General features: G+C 75.6%; 19 protein-coding genes. 6 read left to right on the forward strand and 13 right to left on the reverse strand.

Features of this window, described 5'->3' with window-relative positions:
• The first annotated feature begins 213 nt into the window (after positions 1-213).
• Positions 214-471: a WGxxGxxG family protein gene (locus FHX40_RS11860; protein WP_306465681.1), complete on the forward strand. Its 258-nt coding sequence runs from the start codon at positions 214-216 to the stop codon at positions 469-471.
• Positions 472-674: 203 nt separating this feature from the next.
• Here the strand turns inward: FHX40_RS11860 and FHX40_RS11865 are convergent, their stop codons facing one another.
• Positions 675-1,550 carry an inositol monophosphatase family protein gene (locus tag FHX40_RS11865; RefSeq protein ID WP_142259658.1) on the reverse strand — a complete coding sequence of 292 codons (876 nt, stop codon included), beginning with the start codon at positions 1,548-1,550 and terminating at the stop codon, positions 675-677.
• Between the two features lie 2 nt (positions 1,551-1,552).
• On the reverse strand, positions 1,553-2,209 hold the full coding sequence (gene ribA / locus FHX40_RS11870) for a GTP cyclohydrolase II (RefSeq protein WP_142259659.1): 657 nt from the start codon (positions 2,207-2,209) through the stop codon (positions 1,553-1,555).
• Positions 2,210-2,312: 103 nt separating this feature from the next.
• On the opposite strand from ribA, the gene FHX40_RS11875 reads away from it, so the two are divergent.
• Complete coding sequence (locus tag FHX40_RS11875; RefSeq protein ID WP_142259660.1) at positions 2,313-3,092, forward strand: creatininase family protein; 780 nt, start codon at positions 2,313-2,315, stop codon at positions 3,090-3,092.
• Here the strand turns inward: FHX40_RS11875 and FHX40_RS11880 are convergent.
• The 5 genes from FHX40_RS11880 to FHX40_RS11900 form a co-directional block, all read right to left on the reverse strand.
• Positions 3,006-4,082, reverse strand: coding sequence for a lysylphosphatidylglycerol synthase transmembrane domain-containing protein (locus FHX40_RS11880; RefSeq protein ID WP_142259661.1), 1,077 nt, complete (start codon positions 4,080-4,082; stop codon positions 3,006-3,008). The genes FHX40_RS11875 and FHX40_RS11880 overlap by 87 nt on opposite strands.
• Positions 4,079-4,888: an SAM-dependent methyltransferase gene (locus tag FHX40_RS11885; protein ID WP_142261732.1), complete on the reverse strand. Its 810-nt coding sequence runs from the start codon at positions 4,886-4,888 to the stop codon at positions 4,079-4,081. Before FHX40_RS11885 ends, FHX40_RS11880 begins: the two co-directional genes overlap by 4 nt.
• Before the next feature lie 50 nt (positions 4,889-4,938).
• Entirely contained in the window at positions 4,939-6,063 is a 1,125-nt protein-coding gene (locus FHX40_RS11890; protein WP_142259662.1) for a glycosyltransferase family 4 protein, read from the reverse strand.
• Complete coding sequence (locus tag FHX40_RS11895) at positions 6,063-6,461, reverse strand: 6-pyruvoyl trahydropterin synthase family protein (RefSeq protein ID WP_142259663.1); 399 nt, start codon at positions 6,459-6,461, stop codon at positions 6,063-6,065. The genes FHX40_RS11890 and FHX40_RS11895 overlap by 1 nt, the downstream gene beginning before the upstream one ends.
• A gap of 63 nt (positions 6,462-6,524) precedes the next feature.
• On the reverse strand, positions 6,525-7,514 hold the full coding sequence (locus FHX40_RS11900; RefSeq protein ID WP_142259664.1) for a zinc-dependent alcohol dehydrogenase: 990 nt from the start codon (positions 7,512-7,514) through the stop codon (positions 6,525-6,527).
• Positions 7,515-7,622: 108 nt separating this feature from the next.
• On the opposite strand from FHX40_RS11900, the gene FHX40_RS11905 reads away from it, so the two are divergent.
• Entirely contained in the window at positions 7,623-8,384 is a 762-nt protein-coding gene (locus FHX40_RS11905; RefSeq protein WP_373286847.1) for a CDP-alcohol phosphatidyltransferase family protein, read from the forward strand.
• 238 nt (positions 8,385-8,622) lie between these two features.
• Here FHX40_RS11905 and FHX40_RS11910 read toward each other — a convergent pair whose 3' ends face one another.
• Both FHX40_RS11910 and FHX40_RS26265 read right to left on the reverse strand, forming a co-directional pair.
• Positions 8,623-8,862, reverse strand: coding sequence for a DUF3224 domain-containing protein (locus FHX40_RS11910; RefSeq protein ID WP_142259665.1), 240 nt, complete (start codon positions 8,860-8,862; stop codon positions 8,623-8,625).
• A complete protein-coding gene (locus FHX40_RS26265; protein ID WP_142259666.1) occupies positions 8,777-9,022 on the reverse strand; it encodes a DUF3224 domain-containing protein in 246 nt (81 codons plus the stop codon). Before FHX40_RS26265 ends, FHX40_RS11910 begins: the two co-directional genes overlap by 86 nt.
• Before the next feature lie 195 nt (positions 9,023-9,217).
• On the opposite strand from FHX40_RS26265, the gene FHX40_RS25075 reads away from it, so the two are divergent.
• Positions 9,218-9,370, forward strand: a complete 153-nt coding sequence (locus FHX40_RS25075; RefSeq protein WP_170198808.1) for a hypothetical protein — start codon at positions 9,218-9,220, stop codon at positions 9,368-9,370.
• A 55-nt stretch (positions 9,371-9,425) separates the two neighbouring features.
• On the opposite strand, the gene FHX40_RS11920 is transcribed toward FHX40_RS25075, so the two are convergent.
• Positions 9,426-10,169: an SDR family oxidoreductase gene (locus FHX40_RS11920; protein WP_142259667.1), complete on the reverse strand. Its 744-nt coding sequence runs from the start codon at positions 10,167-10,169 to the stop codon at positions 9,426-9,428.
• Between the two features lie 132 nt (positions 10,170-10,301).
• Between FHX40_RS11920 and FHX40_RS11925 the strand changes: the two genes are divergently transcribed.
• A complete protein-coding gene (locus tag FHX40_RS11925; protein WP_142259668.1) occupies positions 10,302-11,801 on the forward strand; it encodes a phytoene desaturase family protein in 1,500 nt (499 codons plus the stop codon).
• Here the strand turns inward: FHX40_RS11925 and FHX40_RS11930 are convergent.
• Genes FHX40_RS11930 through folP form a run of 3 tightly spaced genes read right to left on the reverse strand, consistent with a single transcriptional unit; the run spans position 11,732 to position 14,135 of the window.
• Positions 11,732-12,583, reverse strand: a complete 852-nt coding sequence (locus FHX40_RS11930; protein ID WP_142259669.1) for a GNAT family N-acetyltransferase — start codon at positions 12,581-12,583, stop codon at positions 11,732-11,734. The genes FHX40_RS11925 and FHX40_RS11930 overlap by 70 nt on opposite strands.
• Positions 12,580-13,281 carry a class III extradiol ring-cleavage dioxygenase family protein gene (locus tag FHX40_RS11935; protein ID WP_142259670.1) on the reverse strand — a complete coding sequence of 234 codons (702 nt, stop codon included), beginning with the start codon at positions 13,279-13,281 and terminating at the stop codon, positions 12,580-12,582. The genes FHX40_RS11930 and FHX40_RS11935 overlap by 4 nt, the downstream gene beginning before the upstream one ends.
• Positions 13,278-14,135, reverse strand: coding sequence for a dihydropteroate synthase (gene folP, locus FHX40_RS11940; protein ID WP_211350431.1), 858 nt, complete (start codon positions 14,133-14,135; stop codon positions 13,278-13,280). The genes FHX40_RS11935 and folP overlap by 4 nt, the downstream gene beginning before the upstream one ends.
• 306 nt (positions 14,136-14,441) lie before the next feature.
• Between folP and FHX40_RS11945 the strand changes: the two genes are divergently transcribed.
• Positions 14,442-15,668, forward strand: a complete 1,227-nt coding sequence (locus FHX40_RS11945; RefSeq protein ID WP_142259671.1) for a serine hydrolase domain-containing protein — start codon at positions 14,442-14,444, stop codon at positions 15,666-15,668.
• Position 15,669: the final 1 nt, after the last annotated feature.

The raw sequence follows: 15,669 nt of genomic DNA on the forward strand, positions 1-15,669 counted from the left end.
CGCGGGCACGCCCTCGACGACCCGCCGACGCGGGATCAGGATGCGCAGGTCACCGGCGGTCCCGCGGCCCGGCGCGGGCGACGTTTGAGGTGGGCGGGACGGGTAGTGGCGAACCGACGGGGGACGAAAGATCACCCCGTTGACGGTGCCTTCCGCCCGGAAGGCGTGACAGGCGGTCTTCGCGACGCGAGGCCGCCGGATTGGGGGAAGCCGATGCGTAAGGCATTTACCGGATTGGGCTTGGCGCTTTTCCTGACATTGGTGCCGGCCGCCGCGGCGACCGCCGACTCGGTCGCGGCACCCGTGACGCACAGCCAGGTGGCGGCGCCGGAACCGCAGCAGCGGGACGAGGGCGGCGGCAACGCCGGCCTGTGGGGCCTGCTCGGTCTGCTGGGTCTTGCCGGCCTCGCCGGGATGCGCAAGACGCGGGAGCGCGCCCGGGAACACATAGGCGACCGCGGAATGCACTGACCCCGACCTGACGCGGTACGGCACGGCGCCGCGTAGGCCGCCTGCGCGCCGTACCGCTCCTGAAACGATGAGCGAACGGATGAACGACCGCGTGGAACCAGCACCCCGATCCCCGCCCGGGCGCGGGTGAGGCGACCGCCGCGTACGGAGCCTGCCGCCCGCCGGTGGACGGGGGCGCGGCAGGCTCCGCCGCATGCGGGCACTCAGTCCTGCGCCTTGGCGTAGGCGTCGGCGAGCGTGGTCATGATGTGCTCGCGCAGCCCGGGGCAGACGGCGACGGTGACCGCGGAGTCGACCGTGTGGTCGGCGCCGTCGCGGTCGAGCACCGCGCCCCCGGCCTCGCGGACCAGCAGCACGCCCGCCATGGTGTCCCACGGCAGGTTGGACAGGATGATCGAGGCGTCGAGCTTGCCCTGGGCGACCCAGGCGAGGTCGATCGCAGCGCTGCCGAGCATGCGCACCCGGTGCACCCGCGCGCCGAGCGCGGCCAGCAGGTTGAGCCGTACCCGGTTGTTGTGCTCGGCCCCGGGGCCGACCGCGAAGTCGCCGATGGAGACGACCGCGTCGGACGGCTCCCGCGTCTCGGCGACGTGGATGCGCTCGCCGTCGAGGTACGCGCCCTGCCCGGCCGCCGCGGTGTAGCCGACCTCGAGGAACGGCAGGTCGATCGCGGCGAGTACGGCATTGCCGCCCGACACCAGCGCGAGCGAGACGCCGCACAGCGGGATGCCCCGGGAGAGGTTCGAGGTGCCGTCGACCGGGTCGAGGGTCCACCAGGGGGCGTCGCCGTCCGGGCCGATGCGGCCGTGCTCCTCGCCGAGAAAGCCGATGTGCGGGGTCTCCCGGCTCAGGAACTCGCGTACCGCCTCCTCGACGGCGAGGTCGATGTCGGTGACGATGTCCCGGTCGCCCTTCGCCCGGATCGCGCCGGGCAGCCGGGAGCGGATGATCCGGCGCGCGATGCCGAGCGCCTCGGTGGCGATGCCGAGCAGCTCGGGCAGCGACTGCGCGGGCACCGCCGCACCGGGCCGCGGCTCGGCGGGGACGCCGGAGGGGGGCTGTGTCGGCGGGACGGTCATGCTCAGCACCCCGCGGTGCCCAGGCGGCTGTAGGCGTCGTACCCGTCGAGGTGCGGCAGGTCGTGGCCGAGCCGGTCGCGTTTCGCGGTGAGGTAGCGGATGTTGTGCGCGTTGGCCTCGATCAGCAGCGGCACCCGGGCGGCGACGACGATGCCGTGCGACTCCAGCGCCTTGATCTTGTCGGCGTTGTTCGACATGAGCCGCACCGAGCGCACGCCGAGGTACTTCAGCACCCGGGCCGCGGGGCCGAAGTCGCGCCGGTCCACCGGGTAGCCGAGCGCGGTCGCCGAGTCGACGGTGTCGAGGCCCTGCTCGTCCTGGAGCACGTGGGTGCGCACCTTGGCGACGAGCCCGATCCCCCGCCCCTCGTGGCCGCGCAGGTAGACGAGCACGCCGGCCGGCTCCGCGACGATCGCGTCGAGCGCGGCGGCGAGCTGGTCACCGCACTCGCACCGCATCGCGCCGAAGATGTCGCCGGTCACGCACTCGGAGTGCACCCTGACGAGCACGTTCTCCTTACCGTGCGGATCGCCGTGGACGAGCGCGATGTGCTCGTTCCCGTCCAGCGGGTCGCGAAAGGCGACGGTGCGGAACGTGCCTCGCCGGGTCACCAGATCCGCCTCGGCGATGTGCTCGGCCGCGATGCCGTGCTCGCGCATGTACCCTCCTTGCTTCATTGCCCTGACATAGGACAGAACGGACGATCCGCCGCCGCGGATCAGTTGTTGCGCGTTCGCCTGCCGCCGGACAGGCTGGTCGGCTATGACACACCCCGATTCGGCACCCACGGCCGCCGACGGCGGCACCCCCGGTACGGCGGGCCTCCCGGGCGGCGCGTTCCCCCTGCCGACCGCCACCACCGAGGACGAGCGGCGGCGCGGCGCCACGGTGGCCCTGCTCCCGGTCGGCAGCTTCGAGCAGCACGGGCCGTACCTGCCGCTCGCCACCGACACGGTCGTCGCCTGCACGATCGCCCAGGCGATCGCGCACGCGTACCCGGTGCTGCTGCTGCCGCCGGTCACCATCTCCTGCTCGCACGAGCACGCCGCCTGGCCGGGCACGGTGAGCATCTCTGCGGCCACCCTGTACGCGGTCGTCCGGGACGTGGCCGAGTCGCTGCGCCGCTCCGGTGTCGACCGGCTCGTCCTGGTCAACGGGCACGGCGGCAACTACGTGCTCGGCAACGTGGTGCAGGAGGCGTCCGCGGAGGGGCGGCGCATGGCGCTGTTCCCGCAGGCGGCGGACTGGGAGGCGGCGTTCGCCGCGGCGGGCCTGGAGACCTCGGCGTGGGACGACATGCACGCCGGAGAGCTCGAGACCTCGATCCTGCTGCACGCTCATCCACATCTGGTCCGCCCCGGATACGAAACCGGCGATCACCTCGCGGGCGACCGCCGGCATCTGCTTACCCTCGGTATGGCCGCCTACACCGGCTCCGGCGTCATCGGCCGCCCGTCACGCGCCTCGGCCCGCAAGGGGCAGGACGTGATCGACCACCTCGTCGCGGCGTTCGCCGAGGTCCTCGCGGTGCTCGGCCGCTGACCCCGCGGCCGCCGGTACGGCACGGCCGGAACCGGGATCGCCCGCCGCGGCGGGGCGGGTGCCGCGGCGCAGCAGCAGCACCGCCGCCCCGGGCAGGCTCGCCGCGAAGGCGAGCACGCCGTACACGACCGAGGTGGCGAGCCCCTGTCCGGCGCCGAGCCCGACGGCGCCGAACGCCACCGCGGTGAACGCCTCCCGCGGGCCGAAGCCGCCGACGTTCACCGGCAGGCCCATCACGAGCAGCGCGAGCAGCGCCAGCGGCACGAGCGTGCCCGCCGGGGCGTGCGTGCCCGCGGTGCGCGCGGCCACGAGGAACAGCGTCACGTGCCCGGCGAGCACCGCGGCGGACAGGCCGAGCACGCCCGGCCAGGTGTTCCGGGCGAGCAGCCCGGCGCGCAGGTCCGCGAGCGTGGCCGCGAGCGTGGCCGCGAGCGACCGGGCGATCCTGCCGCCGGGCCGGGACCGCCGCACGAGCACGGCGGCGAGCGCGGCGAGCGCGGCCGTCCCGGCGAGCACGGCGACGGCCGCCCCCGCGCCGGGCAGCAGGCCGCGGGCGAGCGCCGGGACCGGGGCGGCGGCGAGCACCACGGCCCCGGCGGCGAACAGCACGATCTGCCCGGCGGTGCGCTCGAGCACCACCGCCCGTACGGCACGGCCGACGTCGCCCGCGCTCCGCCCGTGGGCCACCGCGCGGTGGGCGTCGCCGAGCACCCCGGCCGGGAGCGTGGCGTTGAGGAAGAGCGAGCGGTAGTAGTCGGCGATCGCGCCCGGCAGCCGCAGCGGCAGGCCGATGCGGTTCGCCACCAGGCACCAGCGCCACGCGCTGAGCACGGTGGTGAACAGGCCGATGCCGAGCGCGGCGAGCAGCGCCGGGACGGTCACCCGGCGCACCCCGGAGACGAACGCGTCGGTGCCGAGCCGCCATAACAGCGCGGCCAGGATCGCCACCGCGCACAGCGTGCGCAGCCACGGCCACGGGCTCCGGCTCATCGGCCACCTCCGCCCGGCGGCAGCGCGAGCAGGTCGTCGTGCCCCACGACCACGCGCAGCCGCCCCGCCGCGCACTCCGCCAGCCGCCGCCGCAGGTAGGCCTCTCCCTCGGCGGCGAGCTCCGGCCGCTGCTCGCAGGCGGCCGCCACCCAGCCGCGCAGCCACTCGGCGACGAGCGCGCGCTCGTCCGGGCCGAGCCGCCACGGGCTGGGCGCGGTCCGCACGACGTAGCCGTGGCGTTCGAACGCGGCGCGGGCGGCGGGCACCGCGTCGGGGCCGAGCAGGCGGCGGCCGCCGTGCTCGCGGCGCTGGTGGTCGTTGAACGCGGCGGCGAGCTCGGCGTCGAACGGCTCGGCCGGGTCGAGCCCCACCCGGCCCACCACGGAGATCGTCAGCAGCGCGGGCAGGCCCGCCGCGGCGCAGGCGTCCGCGAGCGCCTCGACCTCGGCGGCGGTGAGCAGGTCGAGCAGCGCGGACGCGGTCACCAGCGTGGCCCCGGCGAGGCCGGCGGCGTCGAGCCGGGTGAGGTCGCCGGGCGCGGCCGCGGCGGTGACCGGCGTGCCGTCCGCCGCGGCGGCGGGAAGCGCGGTGACCGCGTGGGCGAGCAGCCCGGGATCGTGGTCGTGGAGGATCCAGTGCTGCGGCCCGGGCAGCCGCGGCGCGAGCCAGCGCCCCATCGAGCCGGTGCCGCAGCCGAGGTCGCGCACGACGATCCGGCCGCCGGGCGGTACGGCGGAGGCGAGGTGGGCGCGCAGCGGGCCGAGCAGCTCGGCGGCGCGCGCCGCGGCGTCGGCGGGCTCGCGCAGGGCGAGCCACTCGGGGGTGTACCGTGGCGCGTCCTCTGGGGGCGCGTCGGCTAGCGCAGGAGCCGCTCCAGCAGGTCCGCCAGGTGCCGTGATGTTGTCGCCCACCCGTGCAGCATGCCACGCCGAAGCCGCGCAGAAGTCCGGATTCTTACTCTCAAGGCCGGATTTATCAGCCAGCGGCGCAGCGCGGCGGCGAGCGCGTCGGGGTCGTCCGGGGGCACGAGCAGGCCGGGGCGGAACCCGTCCGGGGTGCGGCCGAGGGTCTCCGGCAGCGCGTCGACCTCGCTCGCCAGCACCGGGATGCCGCGGGCCAGCGCCTCGGTCACCACCATCCCGTACGTCTCGGCCCGCGACGGCAGCACGAGCAGGTCGGCCGCGGCGTACGCATCCTCGAGCGCGCCGCCGGTGAGCGGCCCGGCGAGCCGTACCCGGTCGACGAGACCGCCGGCGGAGATGAGGCCGCGGACGTGCTCGACATAGCCGGGGTCGCGGCCCAGCGGCCCGGCGCACACGCAGGTCCACGGCAGCTCGCGCACCGCGGTGAGCGCCCGGACGAGCACGTCGTGCCCCTTGCGCGGGGTGACCGAGGCGACGCACAGCAGCCTCGAGCGGCCGTCGGTGCCGGGGGCGAGCGGGGCCGGGTCGACGCCGGGGGCGGCCACCCCCACCCGGGCCGGGTCGAGCCCGTGCCGGGCGATCAGCGTGGTCGCGGCCCGCGGGCTGGTCGCCACCACGAGCGCGGCGGCGTGCAGCGTCTCGCGTTCCCGGCGGTCGAGGTCGGCGGCGACCTCGGGCGGCAGCCCGGTCTCGGCGGCGAGCGGCAGGTGCACGAGCACCGCGAGGCGCAGCCGCCGCGCCTGCGGCACCACGATCTCCGGCACGCCGCAGGCCACCAGCCCGTCGACGAGCACGGCCGCGCCGTCCGGCGCGGCGGCGAGCGCCCGGGCCAGCCCGTCCCGCGCGTCGGCGCCGGGCAGCGGCCAGTCGCCGGGGACCGCGGTGCGGTGGACGTGCCAGCCGAGCTCGCCGAGCCCGTCACAGATCCGCCGGTCGTAGACGTTGCCCCCGCTGGGCAGGCCCGGGTCGTCCACGTCCCCGGGCAGGATCACGTGCACCTGCGCGGCGAGGCCCGCCGCCGGCGTCTCCACGGCCGTCTCCGCCCCGTACCCGCGCATCACAGCTCTCGCTCGTAGCTCGCCCACGCCGCGTGGGACTCGTGCAGGGTGACGGTGATGCCGGTGAGGCCGCGGGCCTGCTCGCCGAGGGCGCCCGCGTGCACCCGCTCGGCGAGGCGGTCGGCGATCCACCTGGCGAGGAACTCGGTGGTGGTGTTGACGCCCTCGAACTCGGGCTCGTCGTCGAGGTTGCGGTAGTTGATCCGGTCGAGCACGGCCTTCAGCTCGCGGGAGGCGAGGCCGATGTCGACGACGACGTTGTCGGAGTCGAGCTCGGGGCGGCGGAACGTCGCGTCCACGACGAACGTCGCCCCGTGCAGGCGCTGGGCGGGCCCGAAGACCTCGCCCCGGAAGCTGTGCGCGACCATGACATGGTCACGGACGGTGACGCTGAACAACCGGGTTCCCCCTCTTACCTGCGGTCGGTCGCCGGGCCGACTCGCCCGCCGACGGACGCGAAATCACGCATCCCCGGCGGAACCGTACACGACGCGGTGGAACAGCGCGGGCGGCTTTCCGGTGGCCAGTTTGGGCATCACCTCCGGCAGCTCGGCGAACGCGCACTCCCCCGCGACGAGCGCGTCGAACGCGGGGTCGGCGAGCAGGCGCAGCGCGAGCGCGAGCCGGTCGCCGTGGCTCCGCCGGGTACGACGGGCCGGGGCGACCATGCCGACCTGGCTGGAGCGCACCACCAGGCGGCGGGAGTGGAACGCCTCGCCGAGCGGCACGCTCACCCGGCGGTCGCCGTACCAGCTCAGCTCGAGCAGGGTGCCCTCGACGGCGAGCAGCTCGAGCGAGCGGGCGAGCCCGGCCTCGGTGGCGCTGGCGTGCACCACCATGTCGCACTCGCCGAGCGCCTCCTCCGGGGTGGCGAAGCCGACCCCGAGGGCCTCGGCGACCCTGGCCCGCTCCGGGTTGACGTCGACGAGCTGCACCCGGGTGCCCGGGATGGCGGCGAGCAGCCGGGCGACGCAGCAGCCGACGATGCCCGCGCCGACCACGGCGATCCGGTCGCCGATGAGCGGCGGCGCGTCCCACAGCGCGTTCACCGCGGTCTCCACCGTGCCGGCGAGCACCGCGCGGGCGGGCGGGACCTCCGGCGGTACCGGGGTCACCGCCGCGACCGGCACCACGTAGCGGGTCTGGTGCGGGTAGAGGCAGAACACGACCGCGCCCGGCCAGCCGGGCGGGCCCTGCTCGACCACGCCCACGTTGAGGTAGCCGTACTTGACCGGGCCGGGGAAGTCGCCCTCCTGGAAGGGTGCCCGCATCGCCTCGTGCTGGCTCTCCGGCACCCGGCCGAGGAACACCAGCGTCTCGGTGCCGCGGCTCACCCCCGAGTAGAGGGTGCGCACGAGCACCTCACCCTCCCCGGGCGGGCGCACATCTGCGCGCCGGATCTCGCCCTCGCCGGGAGAGCGGATCCAAAAGGCATGAGCATCGATCCGCATCGGCATTCCCCGCGTTACTTCTGAGCGACGGCATGCCCTCATGGCCGGGAGGCCCTGCGGGCATGCCGCACAGCATAGGGAACACGGAGAAGTTCGCTGGGAGGCGCGGTGACCGTTGTGGATTGGCGTGGGACGAGGGCGTCGGTGTGGGAGCCGGCCGCCGGAGTGGGCGCCCAGGCCGTGCTGCTCACCCTGCTCGCGGTGAGCGCGGGCCTGTATCCGGTGGCGTGGCTCGTCGGCGCCTGCTACGCCCTGGTCGTGTGGGGCCTCCTCGCCGCCGCGATCACCCGCTCGGGCACGCCGCTGGGGCCGGCCGGGCGGGTCACCCTCGCCCGGGCGATCCTCGTCGGCGGGGTCACCGCGCTCGTCACGATGAACCTGATCGGGCGGGAGGCGCCGGTGGCGGTGCTCGTGGCGATCGCCGCGGTGGCGCTCGCGCTGGACGCGGTCGACGGGTACGTGGCACGCCGTACCGGGACGGCCTCGGCGCTCGGCGCCCGGTTCGACATGGAGGTGGACGCGTTCCTCATCCTCGTGCTGAGCGTGAACGTGGCCCGCTCGCTCGGCGCGTGGGTGCTGCTCATCGGCCTGATGCGGTACGGCTTCGCCGCGGCGGCCTGGGTGGCGCCGTGGCTGCGCGCGCCGCTGCCGCCGAGCTTCGCGCGCAAGACGGTGGCGGCGCTGCAGGGCGTGCTGCTCGTGGCCTGCAGCTCCGGCCTGCTGCCGGAGCCGGCCGCGGTCGCGGTCGCCGGGGCCGCGCTCGGCTCGCTGTCGTGGTCGTTCGGCCGGGACGTGCGGTGGCTGTGGCGCAACCGGCCGGCCCGCGCCGTGGTGCCGGCCCCGGCCGTGGCGGAGCGCGCCGCCGCCTGACCCGCGGCGGCCTCACGGCCGGTCGAGGAGGCCCGCGATGAGCGGGGCGATCCGGTCGGCACCGGCCCGGCTGACCGCAGGCCGAACCACGGCGAACGTGTTTCATGTGATTTTTCATAGATTTCACATGACTTGCGCCTAGGCGGTCGCCGGACCCGCCATGATCATTGGTGGGACGCGTGCCCCGCTGCTCGGGGGCGGGGCACGGTCCCGCTCGCACTCCCCCTCGGCGCGCGCGTCAGTCGTCCGCGAACTCGTAGTCGAGGTGGTAGAGGTGCGTGCCGTCCTCGACGCGCAGCCGCCCCTCGCCGCGGATCCCGCGCAGCGCGCCGGTGCCGGAGTCGGCCGGGATGCGCCAGGTCAGCCACTCGTCGCCGCGGTCGCCCATCGCGTCATGCCGGAGCACGACGGTGCCCTCCCGCCCGTCCAGGGTGCCGGTGAACCGCTCGATCCCGACGTATCCGCGGGAGCCCTGCACCCGGGGTGAGCGCGATGAGGATGTCGGTGGTGCTCGTGCCGGTCAGCCCGCCCCGGTAGGTCTTGGTCAGGTGCGCCTGGGAGATCCGGGCGCCCTCCCGCTCGTCGAGCGGCCTCTCGGCCCAGGAGCCGCCGTCGAAGGTGCCCTCGGCGCGTGGCATGCGTTTCCCCTTCCCAGCGGGCGGCCGTGTGCCGCCGTCTCGGTCATCGCACACCACGATCGCGGCCTAACCTGACATCCCCCGTCACCTTTTACCAAGCCGGTGACGATAGACCCTGGTCAAACGGGATGTATTGGCGGATGGTGGAAAACACACCCGAGTCGGCCGTTACGGGCGTGATCGGAGGGCAGCGGGATGAGCAGGCAGATCGCCACGGGCTGGCAGCGCCCGTCGGTCACGGAACTCGAGATGCGGATCCGCCGCCTGGAGGAGCAGGTCGAGCATCTCATGGTGACGGTCGAGGAGCTGCGGCGGGCCGCGAAGGCCCCGGCCGATCCGGTGCGCTGACCCGGATCGCGGGGCGCATGCCGCGGCCCCGCCGCACGCAGGTACCGGCCTCCGGTCAGCCCCGGCCGATGAACGGCATCGTCGTGGCCGTGATGGTGAGGAACAGCACGTTGGTGTCGAGCGGCAGGCTCGCCATGTAGAGCACCGCGCTCGCCGCGTGCCGTACGTCGAACCGCTTCTCGGGCACGATCCGCCCGTCCGCCTGCAGCGCCCCGTGCTCGACCGCCGCGGTCATGTCGGTGGCGGCGTTCCCGATGTCGATCTGGCCGCACGCGATGTTGTACGGCCGGCCGTCGAGCGAGATCGACTTGGTCAGCCCGGTGATCGCGTGCTTCGACGCGGTGTACGCCACGCTGGCGGGCCGGGGCGCGTACGCGGCGATCGAGCCGTTGTTGATGATCCGGCCGCCCTGCGGGTCCTGCTCCTTCATGATCCGCACCGCGTGCCGGGCGCACAGGAACGCGCCGGTGAGGTTCGTGGCGATCACGCGTTCCCAGTCCTCGAGGCTGACCTCGTCCACCGCGCCGTGGGCGCCGATGCCCGCGTTGTTGAACAGCAGGTCCACCCGCCCCCACGTGTCCCGCACCCGGTCGAACAGGTTCGCCACCGACGCGGGGGAGGTCACGTCGCACGGCACCACGAGCGCGTCGGCGTACCCCTCGGCGGTCTCGCGGAGCGCGTCCTCGCGCCGCCCGGCGAGCGCCACCCGGTAGCCCGCCTCGAGCAGCGCGTGCGCGACGGCCCGCCCGATCCCGGATCCGGCGCCGGTGACCACGGCCACCCCACCCGACACGGTCATCTCTCCCTCTCCTCCTGTGACGCGATTGGCACATTCTCGCGCCGAGCCGTACGCGATCTTTCGCCACCCCTCGTGTTCAATGGTCGGAGGCCGTCCGGCCGCACCGGAAGCGAGCGGGAGGGAGGGAGCGGGATGGCGACCGCCGTCGTGGTGGGCAGCGGCCCCAACGGGCTCGCCGCCGCCGTCTGCCTGGCGCGCCGCGGGGTGCGGGTGCACGTGGTGGAGGCGGCGCCGGTCCTCGGCGGCGGCGCCCGGTCGGCGCAGGTCACCCTGCCGGGGCTGGTCCACGACGAGTGCTCGGCGTTCCACCCCGCCGGGGCGGCCTCGCCGCTGTTCCGGGCGCTCCGGCTGGAGCGGTACGGCCTGCGCTGGCGGTGGCCGGAGATCGAGATGACCCACCCGCTCGACTCGGGCACGGCCGGGGTGCTGTGGCGGGACATCCACCGCACCGCCGAGGCGATGGGCGTGGACGGCGAGGCGTGGCTGCGCGCCTTCGAGCGGCTCGGCCGGGACTTCGACGACCTGACGGCCGACGTGTTCCGGCCGATCCTCCACCTGCCCGCCCACCCGGTCACGCTCGCCGCGTTCGCCGCCCGGGCGGTGGCCCCGGCGACCTGGGTGGCGCGGGCGTGGCGCCGCCCGGAGACCCGGGCGCTGTTCGCCGGGGCCGCGGCGCACGCGTACGGCTCGCTGCGGGCGCCGCTCAGCGCCGCGGTGGGCGTGCTGCTGATCGCGGCCGGGCACGCCTACGGCTGGCCGGTCGCCGAGGGCGGGTCGCAGGCGATCGTGCGGGCGCTCGCCGCGCTGCTCGCCGACCTCGGCGGCACCGTGGAGACCGGGGTGCGCATCGAGTCGCTCGACGAGCTCGATGGCTTCGACGTGGTGCTGCTCGACGTCTCGCCGCGGGCCGCGCTGCGCATCGCGGGCCGCCGGCTGCCGCCGCGCGTCGCCCACGCCTACCGCCGGTTCCGGTACGGCCCGGCCGCCTACAAGGTGGACTTCGCGGTGGCGGGCGGGGTGCCGTGGCGCGACGAGTACTCCCGCCGGGCCGGGACCGTGCACCTGGGCGGCACCCTCGAGGAGGTGGCCGCGGCCGAGGAGGCGGTCGCCCGGGGCCGCATGCCCGCGCGGCCGTTCGTGCTGGTGGGCCAGCAGTACCTCGCCGACCCGTCGCGCTCGGCGGGGGACCTGCATCCGGTGTGGGCGTACGCGCACGTGCCGCACGGCCACCCGGGCAACGTCACCGAGCTGATCGTCGACCAGATCGAGCGGTTCGCCCCCGGGTTCCGGATGCGGGTCGCGGCCCGGCACATCCGCACCGTGGCCCGGATCTCCGCGGCGAACCCCAACTACGTGGGCGGGGACATCGCCACCGGGGCGATGACCGGCCTGCAGACGCTGTTCCGGCCCCGGATCGCCCTCGACCCGTACGCCACCGGCGTCCCCGGGGTGTTCCTCTGCTCGGCCGCCACCCCGCCGGGGCCGGGCGTGCACGGCATGTGCGGCTACAACGCGGCGCTCGCCGCGCTGCGGCACCTGCGCCGCGGCGGCCGCACGTGGCGTCAGGCGGCCAGGTCGCGGGCGTACTGCCAGAAGACCCGCTCCACGCGGGCGCCGACCGCGCGCGAGTAGAAGCGCAGCGGGCCGACCCAGCCGATCTGGGTGGTGGTCATCCCGGCGGCGCGCTGCTCGGCGAGGCAGCGGTGGAGCAGCACCCGGCCGATGCCGAGCCCGCGGGCGCTCGGGGCGGTGCCGGTGGGGCCGAACCAGCCGGGGCGGGCGCCCCAGGCGGCGAAGCCGAGGATCTCGCCGTCGCGGGCCGCGTAGTACACGCCGACCGCGTTCTCCACCTCCCAGGCCCACTCGGCGTTCCAGTGCTCGCGCACGAACGCGGCGAGTTCGGCCCGCTCCCCCGGCTCGGCGGAGGCGACGACGACGCCGGGCGGCGGCTCGGGCGTGGACAGGTCGCGGGTGAGGTCGGCGGTCATGTTCCACGCCATGCCGTCATGCTCGTAGCCGAGCCGCTCGGCGAGGCAGGCCGCGGGGGTGGCCCGCACGTCGATGCCCGGCCATGCGTAGCACGGCGGGTTCCCGGCCCACCGGACGCGCCGCACGCCCTCGCCGCGCAGCCACTCCTCGGCCGCCCGCACCAGGGCCTTGCCGTACCCGCGGCCCTGGACCCGGGGGTGGACGGCGATCAGGTCGATGTGCCCGACCTCCGGGTCGCGGTCGTCGACCGAGGTGAACACCACGCCGTCGTCCTCGCCGAGCACGAACGCGGCCCAGCGGCGGGCCGGCGGCGGGGTGGCGAGCCGTACCGGAAGCTCGGGGGCCTCGGGGAGGTCGAGGGTGAGCGCGGCGGCGGCGAGGTCCGCCAGCGCGCGGGCCTCGGCGGGCGTGTGGATGCGCCTCATCGTGCCCTCCCCTCGCCCGCCCGTTCCCAGGTGGCCACGAAGTAGGCCACCCCGAAGGGGTCGGCCTCGTACCGCAGGCGGGCCGTCCACTCGCCGTCGCGGCAGGCGGCGGCCATCGCCTGCCAGGCCGCCCGGCCCGCGACGAGCAGCTCGGCGCAGCGGGCCGGGTCGAGGGCGAGCAGGGCAGCGGTGTCGGCGCGGGCGAGCGCGTCGCGGATCAGCGCGTCGGTCTCGGGGGCGCGCGGGTCGACGTAGCCGGGGGCCTTCTCGCCGCGGCGGGCGCTGCCGTCGGCGGCGACCACCAGCCCGGTACGGCCCGGCAGCGCGGCGATCTTCTCGCCGGCCTCGGCGGCGGCCCGCGCGGACTCGTCGGCGCCGACGCCCTCCAGCCGCCACGGCACCGGGCAGGGCTCGAGCAGGGCGCGGGCGACGGCGAGCGCCACCGGCAGCGGGTCGGCCTCGGGGCGGCGATCCGGCGCGGGGGCGATCCGGCCGGCCGGGGCGGGCGCGTCCGGCGGGTAGGTGCGGGTGGCCGGGGCGGCGCCGAGCACGACGATCTCGTCCACGCCCGACTCGGCCACGTCGCGGACCGCGGCGCGGGCGGCCGCGCGCAGCTCCTCGACCTCGGGCACCGGGTGCCCGGTGACGCCCGGCAGCAGCAGCGGCGCCTGCGGCACGCAGGCCACGGCGACGATCATGCCATCCCCCGCACGGCCCGGACCGGGGGCCGCACGCCCCGGGTCACCGCCACCATGTCGACCACCTGGCGGGTGGGCTTGACGTTGTGCGCACGGAACACCCGCGCCCCCTGCCAGGCGCACAGCGCGCTCACCGCGAGCGTGCCGTACATGCGCTCCTCCACCGGCAGGCCGAGGGACTCGCCGACGAAGTCCTTGTTCGACAGCGACACGAGCACCGGCCAGCCGGTGGCGACGAGCTCGTGCAGCCGCCGGGTCACCTCGAGCGAGTGCCAGGTGTTCTTGGCGAAGTCGTGGCCGGGGTCGATGAGCACCCGCTGCGGGTCGACGCCCACCTCGACCGCGCGCCGGGCCAGCGCGGTGGTGCGCTCGATCACGTCGGCGACCACGTCCCGGTACGCGACGCGGTGCGGGCGGGTGCGCGGCCGCAGCCCGCCGGCGTGGGTGCACACCAGGCCCACGCCGTACTCGGCGGCGACCTCCGCCAGCTTGGGGTCGGCGCCGCCCCAGGCGTCGTTGAGCAGGTCCGCGCCGGCCTGGCACACCTCGCGGCCCACCTCGTGCCGCCAGGTGTCCACGCTGATGATCAGGTCGGGGTGGCGTTCCCGGACCTCGGCGACGAACGGGGCGGTGCGCTCGATCTCCTCGGCCACGTCGACCTCGGTGCCCGGGGCCGCCTTGACCCCGCCGATGTCGACGATGTCCGCGCCCTCGGCGACCACCTCGTCCACGCGCTGCAGCGCCTTCTCCCGGGCGAAGGTCGCGCCGCGGTCGTAGAAGGAGTCGGGGGTGCGGTTGACGATCGCCATCACCAGCGGCTCGTCGCCGAACACGCGGTCGCGCAGCCGCAGCACCGCACCACCGCCGGGTCCAACGGCAGCCTCACCCACGGACTCCCGCCTCCTCGCTCGTCTCGGAAAGCCGTCCCTCGCTCCTGCCTGCCCGCTCGTCCGCGGTCGTGTCCGCGAAGCCTCACCTCCACACCGCCTCGGCCCGGCTCTCTGGGGGCCCTCTTCGCACTCTAGCCCCACCCCTCCGTGAGGTGATCTCCACCCCGAGGCAGCCGGGCGGGAATTCGCACGGCATGTCCCGCTGCTTCCGGTTTCGTGGCCGTGCCGTACGCCCGGAGGCGTGCGGCCGTCGAACGATGAGGAGTTGGTTTGGGAGAGTTGCAGGTCACCTGTGATCCGGCGGAGGTCGGCCTCGACCGGGAGCGGCTGCGGCGGATCGACGCGCATTTCGCCCGGTATGTGGACGAGGGGCGGCTGCCCGGCTGGCTGGTGCTGGTGAGCCGGCGCGGCGAGATCGCCCACCTGTCGGCGTACGGGGCGCGCGACCTCGGCTCCGGCGCGCCGGTCGAGCCGGGCACCCTGTTCCGGATCTTCTCGATGACCAAGCCGGTCGTCTCTGTGGCGCTGATGACCCTGTTCGAGGAGGGGGCGCTCACCCTCGACGACCCGGTCGCCGACTACATCCCCTCCTTCGCCGACCTGCGGGTCTACGAGTCCGGCCCGGCGTCGGCCCCGGTGACCCGGCCGGCGGAGGAGCCGGTGCGGATCTGGCATCTGCTCACCCACACCTCCGGCCTGGTGTACGGCTGGCAGCGCCCGGACGCGCTGGGCGAGCTGTACCGGAACGCCGGGCTGGCGGGCCTGAACCTGCCGGGCGAGAACCTCGCCGACCTCGCCGACCGGGTGGCCGGGCTGCCGCTGCTGTTCGACCCGGGCACCGGGTGGACCTACTCGATCGCGGTCGACGTGCTCGGCCGGGTGATCGAGGTGGCCTCCGGGCTGCCGCTGGAGCGTTTCCTCGCCGAGCGGATCTTCCGGCCGCTCGGCATGGCCGACACCGGGTTCTGGGCCGAGGAGGGCGAGCTGCACCGCGCCGCCTCGCTGTACGCCGTGGGCCCGGACGGGCGGCTGACGCTCACCGACCCGGGGGACGGCATGGCGCGGCGCCCGAAGGTGCCCTCCGGCGGCAGCGGGCTGGTCTCCACCGCCGCCGACTACCACCGGTTCCTGCAGCTGCTGCTGCGCGGCGGCGAGCTGGACGGGGTGCGGCTGCTCGGCCCCCGCACGATCGGCTACATGACCCGCAACCACCTGCCCGGCGGCGCGGACCTGAAGGCGTTCGCGCGCACGCCGTTCGGTGAGGCGGTGCCGGGCGAGGGCTTCGGCCTGGGCTTCGCCGTGGTGCAGGACCCGGTCGCGGTGCGGACCGTCGCCTCGCCCGGCGAGTACCACTGGGGCGGCGCGGCGGGCACCGTGTTCTGGGTCGACCCGGCCGAGGAGATCACCGTGATCTTCCTCACCCAGGCGATGGGGTTCGGCACCCGCCGCATCCGCACCCGGCTGCGCCAGCTCGTGCACCAGGCGATCGTGTCCTGAC

Origin of the sequence: Thermopolyspora flexuosa (assembly GCF_006716785.1) — a bacterium.
Classification (GTDB): Bacteria; Actinomycetota; Actinomycetes; order Streptosporangiales; family Streptosporangiaceae; genus Thermopolyspora; species Thermopolyspora flexuosa.